Annotated in this window: 13 protein-coding genes and 1 tRNA gene; 3 read left to right on the top strand and 11 right to left on the bottom strand. The window is 66.2% G+C overall.

Annotated features, from left to right (window positions below; genetic code table 11):
- Positions 1-328: 328 nt before the first annotated feature.
- Genes E3T42_RS16520 through dnaK form a run of 5 tightly spaced genes read right to left on the bottom strand, consistent with a single transcriptional unit; the run spans position 329 to position 5,418 of the window.
- The gene (locus tag E3T42_RS16520) at positions 329-1,459 is read right to left on the bottom strand and encodes a methyltransferase (RefSeq protein ID WP_134366883.1); all 1,131 of its coding nucleotides are present in this window, start codon (positions 1,457-1,459) and stop codon (positions 329-331) included.
- A 27-nt stretch (positions 1,460-1,486) separates the two neighbouring features.
- Positions 1,487-1,927: a heat shock protein transcriptional repressor HspR gene (locus E3T42_RS16515; protein ID WP_134366882.1), complete on the bottom strand. Its 441-nt coding sequence runs from the start codon at positions 1,925-1,927 to the stop codon at positions 1,487-1,489.
- A 2-nt stretch (positions 1,928-1,929) separates the two neighbouring features.
- On the bottom strand, positions 1,930-2,934 hold the full coding sequence (locus E3T42_RS16510) for a DnaJ C-terminal domain-containing protein (protein ID WP_134366881.1): 1,005 nt from the start codon (positions 2,932-2,934) through the stop codon (positions 1,930-1,932).
- Entirely contained in the window at positions 2,927-3,550 is a 624-nt protein-coding gene (locus tag E3T42_RS16505) for a nucleotide exchange factor GrpE (RefSeq protein WP_134366880.1), read from the bottom strand. The genes E3T42_RS16510 and E3T42_RS16505 overlap by 8 nt, the downstream gene beginning before the upstream one ends.
- Positions 3,550-5,418, bottom strand: coding sequence for a molecular chaperone DnaK (gene dnaK, locus E3T42_RS16500; RefSeq protein ID WP_134366879.1), 1,869 nt, complete (start codon positions 5,416-5,418; stop codon positions 3,550-3,552). Before dnaK ends, E3T42_RS16505 begins: the two co-directional genes overlap by 1 nt.
- Positions 5,419-5,606: 188 nt before the next feature.
- Here dnaK and E3T42_RS16495 point away from each other — a divergent pair, with 188 nt between their 5' ends.
- Positions 5,607-6,935 carry an MFS transporter gene (locus tag E3T42_RS16495; RefSeq protein ID WP_134366878.1) on the top strand — a complete coding sequence of 443 codons (1,329 nt, stop codon included), beginning with the start codon at positions 5,607-5,609 and terminating at the stop codon, positions 6,933-6,935.
- On the opposite strand, the gene E3T42_RS16490 is transcribed toward E3T42_RS16495, so the two are convergent.
- Positions 6,932-7,453 (bottom strand): hypothetical protein, encoded by a 522-nt coding sequence (locus tag E3T42_RS16490; RefSeq protein WP_134366877.1) that lies wholly within the window; start codon positions 7,451-7,453, stop codon positions 6,932-6,934. The genes E3T42_RS16495 and E3T42_RS16490 overlap by 4 nt on opposite strands.
- 60 nt (positions 7,454-7,513) lie before the next feature.
- Positions 7,514-8,137, bottom strand: a complete 624-nt coding sequence (gene dcd / locus E3T42_RS16485) for a dCTP deaminase (protein ID WP_134366876.1) — start codon at positions 8,135-8,137, stop codon at positions 7,514-7,516.
- A 72-nt stretch (positions 8,138-8,209) separates the two neighbouring features.
- Here dcd and E3T42_RS16480 point away from each other — a divergent pair.
- Both E3T42_RS16480 and E3T42_RS16475 read left to right on the top strand, forming a co-directional pair.
- Positions 8,210-8,280, top strand: a tRNA-Gly gene (locus E3T42_RS16480).
- 58 nt (positions 8,281-8,338) lie between these two features.
- A complete protein-coding gene (locus tag E3T42_RS16475) occupies positions 8,339-9,271 on the top strand; it encodes a cytochrome b/b6 domain-containing protein (RefSeq protein ID WP_134366875.1) in 933 nt (310 codons plus the stop codon).
- 261 nt (positions 9,272-9,532) lie between these two features.
- Here E3T42_RS16475 and E3T42_RS16470 read toward each other — a convergent pair whose 3' ends face one another.
- From E3T42_RS16470 to E3T42_RS16455, 4 genes are all read right to left on the bottom strand, one after another.
- Positions 9,533-11,128: an ABC-F family ATP-binding cassette domain-containing protein gene (locus E3T42_RS16470; protein ID WP_134366874.1), complete on the bottom strand. Its 1,596-nt coding sequence runs from the start codon at positions 11,126-11,128 to the stop codon at positions 9,533-9,535.
- A 49-nt stretch (positions 11,129-11,177) separates the two neighbouring features.
- Complete coding sequence (locus E3T42_RS16465) at positions 11,178-11,924, bottom strand: trimeric intracellular cation channel family protein (protein ID WP_134366873.1); 747 nt, start codon at positions 11,922-11,924, stop codon at positions 11,178-11,180.
- A gap of 30 nt (positions 11,925-11,954) precedes the next feature.
- Positions 11,955-12,611 (bottom strand): DedA family protein, encoded by a 657-nt coding sequence (locus E3T42_RS16460; RefSeq protein WP_134403404.1) that lies wholly within the window; start codon positions 12,609-12,611, stop codon positions 11,955-11,957.
- Between the two features lie 292 nt (positions 12,612-12,903).
- Positions 12,904-14,460: an IS1182 family transposase gene (locus tag E3T42_RS16455; RefSeq protein WP_134403403.1), complete on the bottom strand. Its 1,557-nt coding sequence runs from the start codon at positions 14,458-14,460 to the stop codon at positions 12,904-12,906.
- Positions 14,461-14,641: the final 181 nt, after the last annotated feature.

Below are 14,641 nucleotides of genomic sequence, written 5' to 3'. Positions count from 1 at the left end.
TGTCAAATCGAGGCCAGCAGCTCATCTCCAGTTCGCCAAAGCAAACTCAAACAACCACTAAACCCAACTCGACCATCAGCCGGAGGGAGTTACCATCTTGGTTTCTACTCAGTCGCTCCCTGAACGGGAAAGGCGAATGAGAAGAAACTAAAACCTTCGTCCCACTTGAGGGCGGGAAGCTCTGCGGCTTTCCGAACCTGTGGGGTGACTTGAATGACATTACGGTGAATACCGGGGACGCGCAACTTGCTCCAGCATCCCGGGCGTGTCGGGTTTCGATGGCCTCAAGCGGCCTTGATCGATCCCGGCCGGAGCGGCCCGCGCCCGGTCATCGCCTCGTCGATACGGTGACGGTGAACTTGGAGTTCCGACCCACCTGGTGGGTGGTCCCGACCAGTCGAGTCAGCGCTGGACGGTAGCCCAGGTGGGTGTTCCACACCGTCCACAGCTCACCATCCGGTCGGAGCACCCGCCCCGCATCGTCGAAGAGCTTGAGCGCGATGCCGGCGTGCACCGACGAACCGATGTGGAACGGCGGGTTCAGCACGATCAGCTCCGCCGACGCATCCGGCTGGCTGCTCAACGCATCATCTCTCACGACGGTGACCTGATCCAGCAATTCATTGGCCGCCATGGTCGCCCGGGCGGAGGCCACGGCCGCGGCCGACTGGTCAGTGGCGATCACGCACAACCGCGGCCGACGCCGGGCGAGGGCGGCCGCGATCACGCCAGTGCCGCAGCCGAGGTCGATGGCCGCCTGAGCATCCGGCTTCATCCGGTCCAAGAACTCGAGCAGGTAGCGCGTACCGATGTCGATCGTGGTCCCGGCGAAAGCGGCCCCATGCGCACTGACCGTCAGACCTAAATCGGCATGAACCACGAATTGGGGCCAGACGGCTCCATCCGTTGCGGCCAGGAGGGGGACGGATGCCGTCAGCACCCGGGATTTCTGCCGGGCCGGGGAGACGGAGACTGAACCGAAATGCCGGCTAAGCACCTCGTTCATGGCCGTGGTCATGTGCTTGATGCGCCCGCCGGCGATCACGACGACGTCCGGTGCCGCGAACCGAGCGATGGCGGCGGCAAGCTCATCGAGGGCGGCGAGGCTGCGTGGCAACTGCATCAGCACCACGCGTGCATTCACCAGCAGGTCCTCGCCGAGCTCGAGTGAGCGGTACCGGTCGGAGAGACCGGCCTCGGCCGCATTGCGGGCGAGGGCCAGTTCCCCGGAGAGTGCGTCCTGGTGCACCCGGATGTCGCGGGCAGCCGCCAGCGCCGCCGCGCCGAGGGTGAGCGCCCCGTATTTGTCCTCGAGCACGACGACCTCGCCGGCCTCTGCCGGTCCCAGCGCATCGGCCGCCTGATCAAGGATCAGCCGGTCGCTCGCATCCACGGCGAAGAGGTTATCGGCCTCCACATCGGGGTAGCGCCGCAGACGGTCGAAGGAAAAATCAGACATTCCCTCAGGCTAGCCCGGCGCGGGGCCCTATTCCCGGCGTTTGAGTGGAAGGGCGCCGTGATCGAGCGGGCGCCAGATGACGATCTGATTCGACCGCCGCGTCCGGGTGCCGGCACGCATCGAGATGACCTCACCGGCCGAGCCGGCCGCGAAGACGCGGCGGCCCGGACGGTTGAGCAGTTCATCGGCCAGGGCCGATTCGAGTTCCCGAAGTCGGGATTCGAGGGTGCGCACGTGGTCTTCCAGCCCCAGGATGCGACGGATGCCTTCAAGGCTCACGCCTTCGGCGCCCAGTTCCGCGATCTCACGCAGCTTCGCCACATCCCGCATCGAGTACCGGCGAGACCGACCGGGTGTGCGGTCGGGACTCACCAGCCCCAGGCGATCGTATTGGCGCAGGGTTTGCGGGTGCATACCCGCAAGCTCGGCGGCCATCGAGATTACGAAGACCCGGGTGTTCTCATCCACCGTCAGTCTCTCGCCTTCGCCAGAAGATCGTCGCGCGGGTTCTCTTTGGGCACCGCCTCGGCGAAGGCCATGAGTTTCTCCTCGGCGTCCTTCGACAGGTGTGACGGAACGGCGACCTGCACCTCGGCCAGGAGGTCCCCGGTGCCCTTGGGCGTCACGACACCGCGCCCCTTGACCCGGAGCACGCGGCCGCTCGGCGTGCCGGCGGCGATGCGCAGTTTGACCGGCGCGCCGCCGAGGGTCGGCACCTCGATCGTGGCGCCGAGAGCCGCCTCCACGAACGTGACCGGAACCGCGACTCGCAGGTTCAGCCCATCCCGCTCGAAGACCGGATGTTTGCGCACGTTGACGGTGAGCACGATGTCGCCGGCCTCGCCGCCGTCGGGGCTGTGCTGCCCCTGGCCGCGCAGCTTGATCTTCTGCCCGTCGGCCACTCCGGCCGGAATCTTGACCTTGATGGCCCGGCCATCCTGCGTCTGCAGGGTGATCTGGTCACCATGGGTGGCCGTGATGAAGTCGACCGTGGTCGACGCGACCACGTCCCGGCCCCGGGTCGGTCCGCCGTAGCCGCGGAAACCGCCGCTGGAGGTGCCGAATCCGCCGCCCTGGCCGCGGCCGAACATGCCGCCGAGCAGGTCATCGAACCCGCCCTGCTCGTAGGAGTAGCCGGGCTGTTGCTGACGCGCTCCGCCGCCGAACATGCCGCCGAAGACGTCGTCGAAGCCTCCGGCCTGGCCTCCGCCGGGGCGCGGGGCGGTGAAGCGAGCTCCACCGCCCATCGCGCGCACGGCGTCGTATTCCTTGCGTTGCGCAGGGTCACCGATCACCGAGTGTGCCTCGCTGATCTCCTTGAACTTCGCCTCGGCCGCAGGATTGCCCGGGTTGGAGTCCGGGTGGTACTTGCGGGCGAGTTTGCGATACGCCTTCTTCAGCTCAGCCGGGGTCACGTCCTTCGAGACGCCCAGGACCTTGTAGAAGTCCTTATCGAACCAGTCCTGGCTAGCCATCGCTCGGTACCTGAACGACGACCTTGGCCACGCGCAGGAGAGATGAGCCGAGGAAGTAACCGGTCTCGATCACGTCCCCGACGGTTTCCGTGTCGACATCCGCTGTGGGCAGCTGGAAGATCGCCTCGTGAATGGTCGGATCGAACGGCTCGCCGACGGCGCCGAACGGCTTAACGCCCAGTCGCTCGACGCTCGTCCGCAGCTTGGCCGCGATGGTGCTGAACGCCGAGTCCTCGGTGAGGTCGCCGTGCTTTTCAGCACGATCGAGGTCGTCGAGCACAGGGATCAGACCCTTGACGACGTCCACGGTGACGCGCTCGCGCTCGACCTCGCGGTTCGCCTCGGTGCGGCGCCGGTAGTTGGCGTACTCGGCCGTGACGCGCTTGAGGTCGGCGAGGTGCTCGCTCGTGGGCTCGGCGACTTCGCGGTTGGCGGCGTCCAGAATGTCCTGCACCGTCAGCTCGTCCTCTTCGATGCCCTCGGCCGAGAACTCCGCGTCCGCCGATTCGGAAGGCTCCGACGCGGACTGCTCCGCGCCGCCCGCCCCGGGGGCACCCTCGACGGGTGCCCCCTCTTCAAACGGCTCGTCCTCTGGACGCTTCGTGTCGTCTGCCATTACTTCTTCGCTTCGTCCTCGTCGTCGACAACCTCGGCGTCGACAACGTCTTCGTCGGGGTTGCCCGCTTCAGCGGTGGGCTCGGAGTCGGACGGGGCGCCGGGCGCGGCATCCGCCTGGCTGGACTTGTAGATGGCCTCGCCGAGCTTGCCCTGGCTCTCGTTGAGCTTGTCGAAGGCGGTCTTCACGGCCGCGTCGTCGTCTCCGGCGAGCGCGGACTTGAGGGCGTCAACGTCGGCCTGCACCTCGGACTTGACGTCCTCGGGCAGCTTCTCGTCGTTCTCCTTGATCAGCTTCTCGATCGAGTAGGCGAGCTGCTCGGCCGTGTTGCGAGTCTCGGCTGCCTCGCGGCGGCGCTTGTCCTCGGCGGCGTGCTCTTCGCCCTCGCGCACCATGCGCTCGATGTCTTCCTTCGCGAGCGAGGAACCGCCCGTGATGGTCATCGACTGCTCCTTGCCGGTGCCCTTGTCCTTGGCGGACACGTGCACGATGCCGTTGGCGTCGAGGTCGAAGGTGACCTCCACCTGCGGGATGCCGCGCGGGGCGGGCGCGATGCCGGTCAGCTCGAACGTGCCGAGGTTCTTGTTGTCGCGGGTGAATTCGCGCTCACCCTGGAAGACCTGGATCGCGACGGACGGCTGGTTGTCGTCGGCCGTGGTGAAGGTCTCGCTGCGCTTGGTCGGGATGGCCGTGTTGCGCTCGATCAGGCGGGTCATGATGCCGCCCTTGGTCTCGATGCCGAGGCTCAGCGGGGTGACGTCGATGAGCAGAACGTCCTTGCGCTCGCCCTTCAGCACGCCGGCCTGCAGCGCGGCGCCGACGGCGACGACCTCGTCCGGGTTGACGCCCTTGTTCGGGTCCTTGCCACCGGTCTCGGCCTTGACGAGCTCGTACACGGCGGGCATGCGGGTGGAGCCGCCGACGAGAACGACGTGGGCGATGTCTTCCACCTTGACGCCGGCTTCACGGATGACGTCCTGGAACGGCTTCTTCGTGCGGTCGAGCAGGTCTTCGGTCATCTTCTCGAACTGGGCGCGGGTGAGCGTCTCGTCGAGGTTCGCCGGGCCGTTCTCGGTCAGCGACAGGTAGGGCAGCTGGATGCTCGCCGACATGCTGCTCGAGAGTTCCTTCTTGGCCTGCTCGGCGGCTTCCTTGAGACGCTGCTTGGCGATCTTGTCCTTGGAGACGTCGACGCCGGTGGTTTCCTTGAACTTCTTGATCAGGTGATCCACGATGCGCTGGTCCCAGTCGTCGCCGCCGAGGCGGTTGTCCCCCGCGGTGGAACGCACCTGGATGGTGGAGAAGTCGTCGTCCTTGCCCACCTCGAGGAGGGAGACGTCGAACGTTCCGCCGCCGAGGTCGAAGACCAGGATGAGCTCGTCTTCCTTGCCCCGGTCCAGGCCGTAGGCCAGAGCGGCCGCGGTGGGCTCGTTGATGATGCGGAGCACGTTGAGGCCGGAAATCTCGCCGGCTTCCTTGGTGGCCTGGCGCTCGGCGTCGTTGAAGTACGCCGGAACGGTGATGACGGCATCCGTCACTTTGTCGCCCAGGTACGCCTCGGCGTCCCGCTTGAGCTTGGCCAGAATGCGGGCCGAGACCTCCTGCGGGGTGAACTTCTTGTCGTCGATGGCGACGTTCCAGTCGGTGCCCATGTGGCGCTTGACCGACGAGATGGTGCGGTCGACGTTGGTGACGGCCTGGCGCTTGGCGGTCTCGCCGACCAGCACCTCGCCGTCCTTGGTGAAGGCGACGACGGACGGCGTGGTCCGGAAGCCTTCGGCGTTCGCGATGACGGTGGGTTCTCCACCCTCGAGGACGGCCACCACAGAGTTGGTGGTTCCGAGGTCGATGCCTACTGCACGGGCCATGTGTGCGTTCTCCTTCAGAGTATTGTGGTCACCCTGATTTCTCAGAGTTGAGTGGTGCAGGCTCAAGTGTGCCAGTGTCTCAAATCGGAGTCAAGCCGGGCAGCTGAGAGTTGAGCGTGAGTGACTCAACTATAAGATTCACCACACGACGCTGCGTGTCGGTTACCGCGATCCACTAGCCTCAGCGCATGACCGGGATTACGGAGCAAGGCGGCACGGACGCCCAGGTACTGCCAGGCGCGATCAGCAGAGGGCGCGTCTTCGCCTGGGCCTTCTGGGACTGGGGATCCGCCGCGTTCAACGCGGTCGTCACGACCTTCGTCTTTACCGTGTACATCACGGGCACCGCGTTCGGCGACAAGGACGTCATCTCCGCCCAGCTCGGCTGGGCCCTGGCGATCGCCGGCATCCTGGTGGCCGTGCTCGCCCCGGTCACCGGCCAGCGGTCGGACACGGCCGGGCGGCGCAAGTTGTGGCTGGGCATCAACACATTCATCGTCGTGGCCCTCACCGCGGCGATGTTCTTCGTGCAGGCGTCTCCGGACTTCCTGCTGCTCGGTTTGTTCCTGGTGGCGGCCGGAAACGTCTTCTTCGAGTTCGCCAGCGTCAACTACAATGCCATGCTCGCCCAGGTCTCCACTGCCCGCACCATCGGCAAGGTCAGCGGCTTCGGCTGGGGCATGGGGTACCTCGGCGGCATCGTCCTCCTGCTCATCGTGTATTTCGGCTTCATCAGCCCGGAGGTGGGCCTGTTCGGCGTGACCGGCGACAACGGGCTGTCGGTGCGCGTCGCGATGCTCATCGCGGCCGCCTGGTTCGGCCTGTTCGCCCTGCCGGTGCTGCTGTCGGTGCCCGAATACCGCTCCTCCGCCGCCACGCGCCGGCAGCGCGTGAGTTTCCTCCGGTCATACGTCGTGCTCGGTCAGGACATCGCGCGCCTGTGGAGGACCAGTCGCCATACGGTCTACTTCCTCGCGGCGAGCGCGATCTTCAGGGACGGACTGGCCGGGGTGTTCACATTCGGCGGCGTGCTCGCGGCATCCGTGTTCGGGTTCTCGCCCGGCGAGGTGATCATCTTCGCGATCGCCGCCAACGTCGTGGCCGGTATCGCCACCATCATCTCCGGGTCGCTGGACGACCGGCTGGGCGCGAAACCGATCATCGTCACCGCGTTGATCGGCCTGATCGTCTGCGGCAGCCTCGTATTCCTGCTGCACGACGGCGGTCAGATCGTGTTCTGGACGGCGGGCCTGGCCCTCACATTCTTCGTCGGACCGGCCCAGTCGGCCAGCCGAACCTTCCTGGCCCGGCTGATCCCGGCCGGCCGCGAAGGGGAGGTGTTCGGCCTGTACGCGACGACGGGCCGTGCCGTGAGCTTTCTCGCACCGACCATGTTTGCCCTGATGGTGACGATCTTCGGGGCCACCTACTGGGGCATCCTCGGCATCATGCTGGTGCTGCTCGCCGGGCTGCTGCTGCTGCTGCCGGTGAAGGCCATGCAGGACCAGATCGGCTAACGGATGCGCGTGGCCTCGTTGTGCTCCACCAGCAGCCAGGTCGTGCCCTCGTCGTTGGACACCCAGCCCTCCCAGGCGTAGGCGTCGGCCGTGATCGAGACGAAGTTCCAGCGGATCGGCCGACCGTCGGTGCCGGTGCCGTCCTGGCGCAGACCGTTGCGGTGCGGGGTGGCCACGAGGTGGCAGTATTCCCCTTCGGCCGGCGCGAAGTAGCTGACCCGCCAGGCCCCGGCATCCGGGTCGTACACCCGTAGGGCCGTCGAGACGGTTTTGAAGCCGGTCGGATGCGAGCCGCTCACGACGAGTTCCACGTCCTGCACCGCGCGCCCGTCCAGCACGAACTCGACGATCCAGGTGAATTCGCGTTCGGTCCATTCGCCGCTGACCTCGTTCAGGCGCGACCCCTTCGCCGCCCAGGCTCCGACGAGCTGGCCGAACCGGCGCATCCGTCCGGGGTACTCGGGCGTCGGTCCCGGGGCGACGAGCGCCTCGGTGAAACTGGGCACGGATGTGGTCATTCCCCGATTTTACCGGGCGTATGTTGCATCCGTATGAACCGGTGCCTCCGGGAGTCGGAGCTACTCGCCCCGGGCGAGGTCCGCATCGGTAGCCGGGCCGGTCGACGGCCGGACATCCGTGCGGTGGAAGTTCAGGAATGACCGCGAGGCGGTCGGCCCGCGCTGACCCTGGTACCGCGAGCTGTACTCACTGGATCCGTAGGGGCGCTCGGCTGGCGAACTCAGGCGGAAGAAGCACAGCTGCCCGATTTTCATGCCGGGCCAGAGCTTGATCGGCAGAGTCGCCACGTTACTCAGTTCGAGCGTCACGTGGCCGGTGAAACCGGGATCGATGAAGCCGGCCGTGGAGTGCGTCAGAAGCCCGAGCCGCCCCAGCGAGCTCTTTCCTTCCAACCGGGCGGCCACATCGTCGGGAAGGGTGACCTTCTCATACGTCGCTCCGAGCACGAACTCGCCCGGGTGCAGGATGAAGGGCTCGTCGGCGGCGGTCTCGATCAGCCGGGTCAGATCCGGCTGGTCCTCGGCCGGGTCGATGTAGGGGTACTTGTGGTTGTCGAAGAGGCGGAAGAAGCCGTCCAGACGCACATCGATGCTCGACGGTTGGATCATGTCGGCCTGATAGGGCTCCAGACTGATTCGTCCCGCGTTGATTTCAACCTTGATATCGCGATCCGAGAGCAGCACGGGTCCAGCCTAACGGCGCGGACTTGATATGCTGGCACCGTTCCGATCCGGGCTCGCCCGCTGATCGGACGTGCGGATGTAGTTCAATGGTAGAACTTCAGCTTCCCAAGCTGATAGCGCGGGTTCGATTCCCGTCATCCGCTCTTCATCAGAAAGATAGAACCCCATGCCGAACTGCTCGATCGTGCGACAGGGCGGCCGGTGACACCGGACAGCGCCGGTCAGATCGGCTCCGGCCGTGGCGTCTGGTTCAAGCTGGCCTGGGCAATCCCCGTGGCGATCGCGCTGCTGGCCGGGGTGGTGCTCGCCGCCAAGGGGCTTCGTACCCTGCCGGAGATGCAGTCTTTCCTGGCCGAGTTCCCGGGGGCCTCGGCGTTACCCACCTGGGCACCCGTCGGCTTTCCGGCCTGGCTCGCCTGGCAGCACGGACTGAACGCCTTCTTCATCCTCTTCATCGTTCGTTCGGGCTGGCAGATTCGCAGCCAGGGACGTCCGGCCATGTTCTGGACCCGGCGGAACACGGGCCTCCTCCGCACCGCGGGAGCCCCCACCCGGATGGGGATCAACGTCTGGGTGCACCTCACGGTCGACGCCCTCTGGGTGCTGAACGGCCTCGCCTTCTACGTGCTGCTCTTCGCCACCGGCCAGTGGGTTCGCATTGTTCCGGTCAGCTGGGGCATCATCCCCAACGCCGTCTCGGCAGCCATCCAGTACGCCTCCCTGAACTGGCCGGTCGGCGACGGCTGGGTGAAGTACAACGCCCTCCAGACCCTGAGCTACTTCTTCATCGTGTTCGTGGCGGCTCCGCTGGCCCTGGCCACGGGCATCCGTCTGTCGCCGATCTGGACCTCACGCCGGCTCAGCAAGCTGGTCCCGCTCGGCCCGACCCGGGTCGCCCACGTCGGCGTCATGGTCTTCTTCCTGTTCTTTATCGTGATCCACGTCACCCTGGTCTTCGCCACCGGCGCGCTCCGCAACCTGAACCACATGTACGCGGCGCAGAGCGACGACGGCTGGACCGGCTTCTGGATCTTCGCCGCGTCGCTGGCCCTGATGCTCGTCGCCTGGTTCGCCGCCGGCCCACGCCTCCTCCGCGCCATCGCCTCGCTCGGAGGGTCCGTCACGACCCGCTGAATCCCGCGCCGAGTTCCGACTCGCCCGGCCACGACCAGCCCGACAGCATCGCCCGGAGCGACTTCACGGAACCCGTCGGTCCGAGTTTCTGGGAGCGCGGCAACAGCTAGCCGGACGAGTCCGCACGGCGGTGGTCGATGCGTGCCCGAACGAATTCGACGGAGATTTTGCCCGAATCGGGCCCAAAACAGGCCGAAAACGTATTTTCGGGCAGAATCTCCGTCGAATTGGTTAGGCGCCACTGGGCTGGGCGGGCTCGCGCTAGGCCACGCGCACGTCGATTTCGCCGGGTTGCGCCGCCTCCGCGCCGAAGACCAGATGCCGGTTGGCGATCTTCTCGGTGAAGAAACGGTCGTGGCTGACCACCACGACGGCCCCGGGGAAATGGAGCAGGGCCCGCTCCATCACCTGCGTGCTTGACAGGTCGAGGTGGTTGGTGGGTTCGTCCAGCAGCAGCACCGAGGCACCGGACAGCAGGCACTGCGCCATGGCCACGCGGGCCCGTTGTCCGCCGGACAGATTGCCGATCCTCTGCTTGAGGTCGGCCTCGGAAAACTGGAACATCGCGAGGAACCTGTTCACCGACTTGCGCGTCGCCGTGAGGGCGAGGCTGCCCGGCATCGCGTTCACGGCGTGGGTGACCGTGTCCGTGTCGTCGAGTTCCGCGAGCACCTGGTTGTAGGAGACCACGGCGGCGCCGCCGGCCCAGGCCACCTCGCCGGAGTCGGCCCGTTCCTCCCCGGTCAGGACCCGGAGGAGCGTGGTCTTGCCGCTGCCGTTGGAGCCGAGAACCACGATCCGGTCCCTGCGCCTGATCTCGAAGCTGAGCTCCGCGAACAGAACCTTCTCACCGTAGGACTTGCTCAGCCCCTCGACCCGGCAGAGCGCATCCTTGACGTGCAGGCCGCCGTAGATCTCGGTGATGATCTGGTCGACGGGCCGCGGGGTGCGGGCCTTCTTGATCTTGGCGAGCTGGTTCCCCAGGTCCCGGCTGGCCGCCTTCGCCGCCTCGCGCCGGTCGGAGATGCCCTCCGCCTCGAATGCGAGCAGCTCGGACTCGTGCACGAACTGCTGCTCGAGTGTCTTCAGGCGGAACTGTTTCTGCACCACGTATTCGCCGAAGTTGCCCGGGTACTCGTGCAGGTGGAAATTCTCGACCTCGATGATCCGGGTGACGACGGCGTCCAGGAAGCGCCGGTCGTGCGAGACGATGATCGCGGCGCCGCGGAAGTCCCGGAACCAGGCCTCTAGCCATTCGACACCGGCCACATCCAGGTAGTTGGTGGGCTCGTCCAGAAGCAGCACGTCCGGGCGTTCCAGCACGATCTTCGCCAGCGCGGCCCGGTTGCGCCAGCCACCGGACAGTTCATCGATCGCGCAGACGCGGTGCGCCTGGTTGAAGCCCAGAGTGGTGAGTGCCGTGTCGATGCTTCGTGCGTAGTCCCAGCCGTCGAGTCGGTCCATCTCTTCGAACAGTTCGGCCTGGCGGTGGATCAGGCGGTCGAGTTCGGCGCTTGCCGAAGAGTCCGCCGCAATGGCAGCATCGATCGACGCCAGCTCGGATTCGATGGCCGTGATCGGTGCGAACAGGCCGTTGAGCACCTCGGTGATCGTGGCCTCACCGTTCAGCTCGGAGAACTGCGAGAAGTACCCCACCCTGGTGCCCGGTTCCAGGGCGACGGTCCCGGCATCCGGGGTCACCTGACCGAGGATCAGTTTGAGGATCGTTGTTTTTCCCGACCCGTTCTTGCCGATCATTCCGACCCGGTCTCCCGGTTCGAGGCGGAAGAACGCCTCCCGCAGGATCTGCGCGTTTTCGAACCGCACGTTGACATCGTTCAGCCGGATCAGGCTCATTGTTGCTGTCCTCTCGAGGGTGTGTTGGGCGTGGGCAGGCCGTGGGATCTCATCCGGTCCTGACCCGCCGGGGGCCGGGCTGCCGACTGCGGGGCGCTCTTGTTCTGCGGGCGTGGGCTCGCCTGGCCTGCCAGACTCGCGGATTCAGGCTCGGCCGCGGGATCCGGAGGGTGTAACTCGTCGGCAGCACCCAGCCGTAACGTCGGGCGAGCAGCGACAGGGCCGCCGCGCTCAGGATCGCCACCCCGGTGCCCACCGCCCCGTACCCGAGCTTGCTCAGCACCACCATCTCGGTGCTGGCGAGCACGGCGCTGGTCGCGTAGCGGGTGTTCCCGCCGAAGATCGTGGGGACCCGGAGCAGCATGATGTCGCGCACCATGCCCCCGCCGACGGCCGTGATAACTCCGAGCAGGATGGCGGGCATCCAGCCCAGGCCGCCGTCGAGTGCCTTCTGCGCGCCGACCGCCGACCAGCAGCCGACGGCGAGGACGTCCACGAAGATCAGGGCCTGGCGAGACCAGCGGCCGTTGAAGGTCACGAAGAACGCGATCACCCCGCCGATCACCGCGAACATGAGGTAGGCGGGATTGGTCAGCCCGATGGGCGTGCCCTGCTGCAGCAGGGTGTCCCGGATCATCCCGCCGCCGAGGCCCGACATGATGGCCAGCACCACGAAACCCACCAGGTCGAGCCGCGCGGTTCGAGCGGCCACTCCACCGAGGATGGCGTTCGCCATGACCCCGGCAAGGTCGACGACGGTGATGATCTCGGTCAATGCGGATGTTTCAAGTGTCACGGGACCTATTTTCGCCCACTTCGGGGCGGATCACGACACTTTCGCGGTGCGGGCCCGCCGCGACGAGCGCACGCCTCGGTAGAGTTCCGTCAGGATCGGGATGCCCGACATCAGCACGATGGCGATGATGAAGAACTCGGAGTACTTCGCGACGAACTCGATCTGCCCCAGGACGAAGCCGACCAGGGTGAGGCCGACGCCCCAGAGGAACGATCCCGCCAGGTTGTAGAGCACGAAGGTGCGGTACGACATCTTGCCGACTCCCGCCGCAACCGGGACGAAGGCGCGGAAGACGGGCAGGAAGCGCGCGATGATCACGGACTTGCCTCCGTGCTTGGCGAAGAAGGCGTTGGTGCGCTCCACGTTCTGCGGGTTGAAGAACCGGTTCTGCTCCCGGCTGAAGACCGCCGGACCCGCCTTTCGGCCGATGTAATAGGCGAGCTGGTCGCCGGAGAACGCGGCCACGAAGATGACCAGGCACGTCACCCAGAAGGGGAACGGCACGTCGCCCGTCGCCGTCAGCAGCCCGACCGTGAAGAGCAGGGAGTCCCCGGGAAGGAAGGAGAGCACGATGAAACCGGTCTCGATGAACACCACTGCGGCGACCCCGAGCAGCACAAACGACCCGAACCAGCCGATCAGCCATCCAGAGTCGAGAAAGTCGATCCCGAAGAGGGTGGGGTGCATGACGATTCCTGTCGGTCGGCGCGGAACACAAAGGGCCAGACTAGGTCACCCAGCCTGCTGAACGCCTGCGGACGGGCCTCGCGGAGCCGCAACAGTTCGCCCCGGGGCCCCTAGAAGCCTGCTGATTTAGCTGGGTGCGGTGGCTCTCGCGAGTCAGGTGGGTCGTTTTTTCAGTCGCGTGTGGGCGTGTTTGGGTTGCTCGCGGGGCCGAGTCAGAGTCGCGAGTCTGGCCAGGCCAGCGATGTTCTCGAGGTCGGTGTGAGCGCTGGGGTGCCTGCCCTGCCTGGTGCCTTCAGCCAAGGGCCCAAACCCCGTTCTGGCTGGTGAGTCCGAGGCCCAGGAGTCGCTTCAGATTGATGGCCGCGGCGCGGGTGTTCCACCAGGCGTGGTTCTTGACCACGCCGCGGTAAGGGACCCGTCTCGCCCCGCGAGTCATCCATGCGATCGAGCGTTCAACCATCGGCCGGTGCTGTCGGTAAACGGCTTGAAAGTCAGGGTCAAGCGCGCGGGCCCGATGCTCGCGTTGAATCTGTTGCTGCGGATGCAACTCCATCTTGCGACCGCGTGTGGCCGTGGTGCACTGGGCCCGGAGCGGGCAACCGGTGCAGGCACTGCCGAACGTGACTCGTCGTTTTGGGCTGATCAGCCGGGTGAGTCCTGCCGGGCAGGTCATCGTGCCCGCAGCCTCATCAACGGTGAAGTCATCGATCGTGAACCCGCCCGGGACTGCCCGACTCAACGGCATCGGCTTGATGATCGGGGTATGTCCGGCGGCAGTGACCTGGGCGAGGAGGTCGCCGCTGCCATAGGCAGAATCGCCCAATACATCGACAGGGTCTGTCCCGATGCTGGTGTCCGCGGCGATCAGGGCGGCGCCGTGGGCCGCATCACTGTTCTCCGCCCCGGACGCTTTCGTCAACACGACCGCGGTCACCAAACCCGTGTCGGACTCGATCGCGATGTGGGCTTTGAAACCGTCTTGCTTCTTCTCCCGGCTCTTGTGCGCGTGGCGGGTGTCGGGGTCAACAGTCGAGATCACCCGGTCCGGCGCGACCTTCCGGGCGATCCGCCACCGCCCATCGGTGCCATCGGACCCCTCGGCCGGTTCAACGTCCTGACCCGCGACGAGGGCGAGCAACGCGACCGTTTCCTGCTGCGGCTCCGTCAAAGCCGCCGCATCGATCGCCGTCAGCAACGCCAGGGCGTCGGTCACGAGCCGGGAAACGAGCTCGTCCCTGGCCGCCTTGTCGTCCCACGCGATGTCGGGTTTGCCGGGCTTGGCGTAGTCGTGGCCGGGCAGGCTCGTGACGATCATGTCCGCTCCCGGGACCTCGCGGCCGACCCGGCGGATCTGCGCGACCAGCTGCGTCACCGCGTCCTGGCGGGCGACCGCGTCGTCCAGGATCGTGGAGTCCAACGCCCGCCGCTTCCGGCCCGAGAGCGCCCCGGACTGGGCGATGACCTCGGACACCGCCTCAAAAATACGGTGCGGACGGGTGCTTGCCGCGAGGCGGCGCCGCCAGTAGGTCAACACCGTCGGATGGAACGATGTCTCCGTCAGACCGAACCCGCAGGCCGCTTTCCAGCGCAGGTCGAACGTGACCGCTTCCACTGTTTCCCGATCTGATAACGAGTGCAGGGTCTGCAGCACCATCACCGACGCGATCACGTCCGCCGGAGTCGAAGGGCGGCCCCGGCCCGACGGAAACAAGTCCGCGAACGCGTCATCGGGGAACAACTCGTGCCGGTGCTCCGCGAGGAACGCGAACACCGACCCGGCCGGCAACATGTGCCCAGCGAACGCACCGACATCCAACAACTGACGCTGACCATCATCACGACCCTGCATGAATCAAGTCTTAAACACATCGGCCGAAACCAACAAAGGCGGGCCTTAAAGCGTCGGATAAATCAGCAGTCTCCCAGTAGTACTTAGTTAGGTTGGGCGTGTCGGCTGTTAATCGTCGCTGGAATCTGTTAATTTTCAGGCGTGAATCCTGATGAACTCACCGAGACCAAAGCCGAGTTGG

This window comes from Cryobacterium sp. TMT4-10, from assembly GCF_004403275.1.
GTDB classification, from domain to species: domain Bacteria; phylum Actinomycetota; class Actinomycetes; order Actinomycetales; family Microbacteriaceae; genus Cryobacterium; species Cryobacterium shii.
Note: the sequence above shows the minus strand (reverse complement) of the source record. Positions and strands in the feature narration are given on the sequence as shown.

Excerpts from the sequence above, each read along its gene's own strand:
- E3T42_RS16520 (WP_134366883.1), bottom strand. The coding sequence starts at position 1,459 with ATGTCTGATTTTTCCTTCGACCGTCTGCGGCGCTACCCCGATGTGGAG.
- E3T42_RS16495 (WP_134366878.1), top strand. The coding sequence starts at position 5,607 with ATGACCGGGATTACGGAGCAAGGCGGCACGGACGCCCAGGTACTGCCA.
- E3T42_RS16460 (WP_134403404.1), bottom strand. The coding sequence starts at position 12,611 with ATGCACCCCACCCTCTTCGGGATCGACTTTCTCGACTCTGGATGGCTG.
- E3T42_RS16505 (WP_134366880.1), bottom strand. The coding sequence starts at position 3,550 with ATGGCAGACGACACGAAGCGTCCAGAGGACGAGCCGTTTGAAGAGGGG.
- E3T42_RS16490 (WP_134366877.1), bottom strand. The coding sequence starts at position 7,453 with ATGACCACATCCGTGCCCAGTTTCACCGAGGCGCTCGTCGCCCCGGGA.
- dnaK (WP_134366879.1), bottom strand. The coding sequence starts at position 5,418 with ATGGCCCGTGCAGTAGGCATCGACCTCGGAACCACCAACTCTGTGGTG.
- E3T42_RS16470 (WP_134366874.1), bottom strand. The coding sequence starts at position 11,128 with ATGAGCCTGATCCGGCTGAACGATGTCAACGTGCGGTTCGAAAACGCG.
- E3T42_RS16510 (WP_134366881.1), bottom strand. The coding sequence starts at position 2,934 with ATGGCTAGCCAGGACTGGTTCGATAAGGACTTCTACAAGGTCCTGGGC.
- E3T42_RS16455 (WP_134403403.1), bottom strand. The coding sequence starts at position 14,460 with ATGCAGGGTCGTGATGATGGTCAGCGTCAGTTGTTGGATGTCGGTGCG.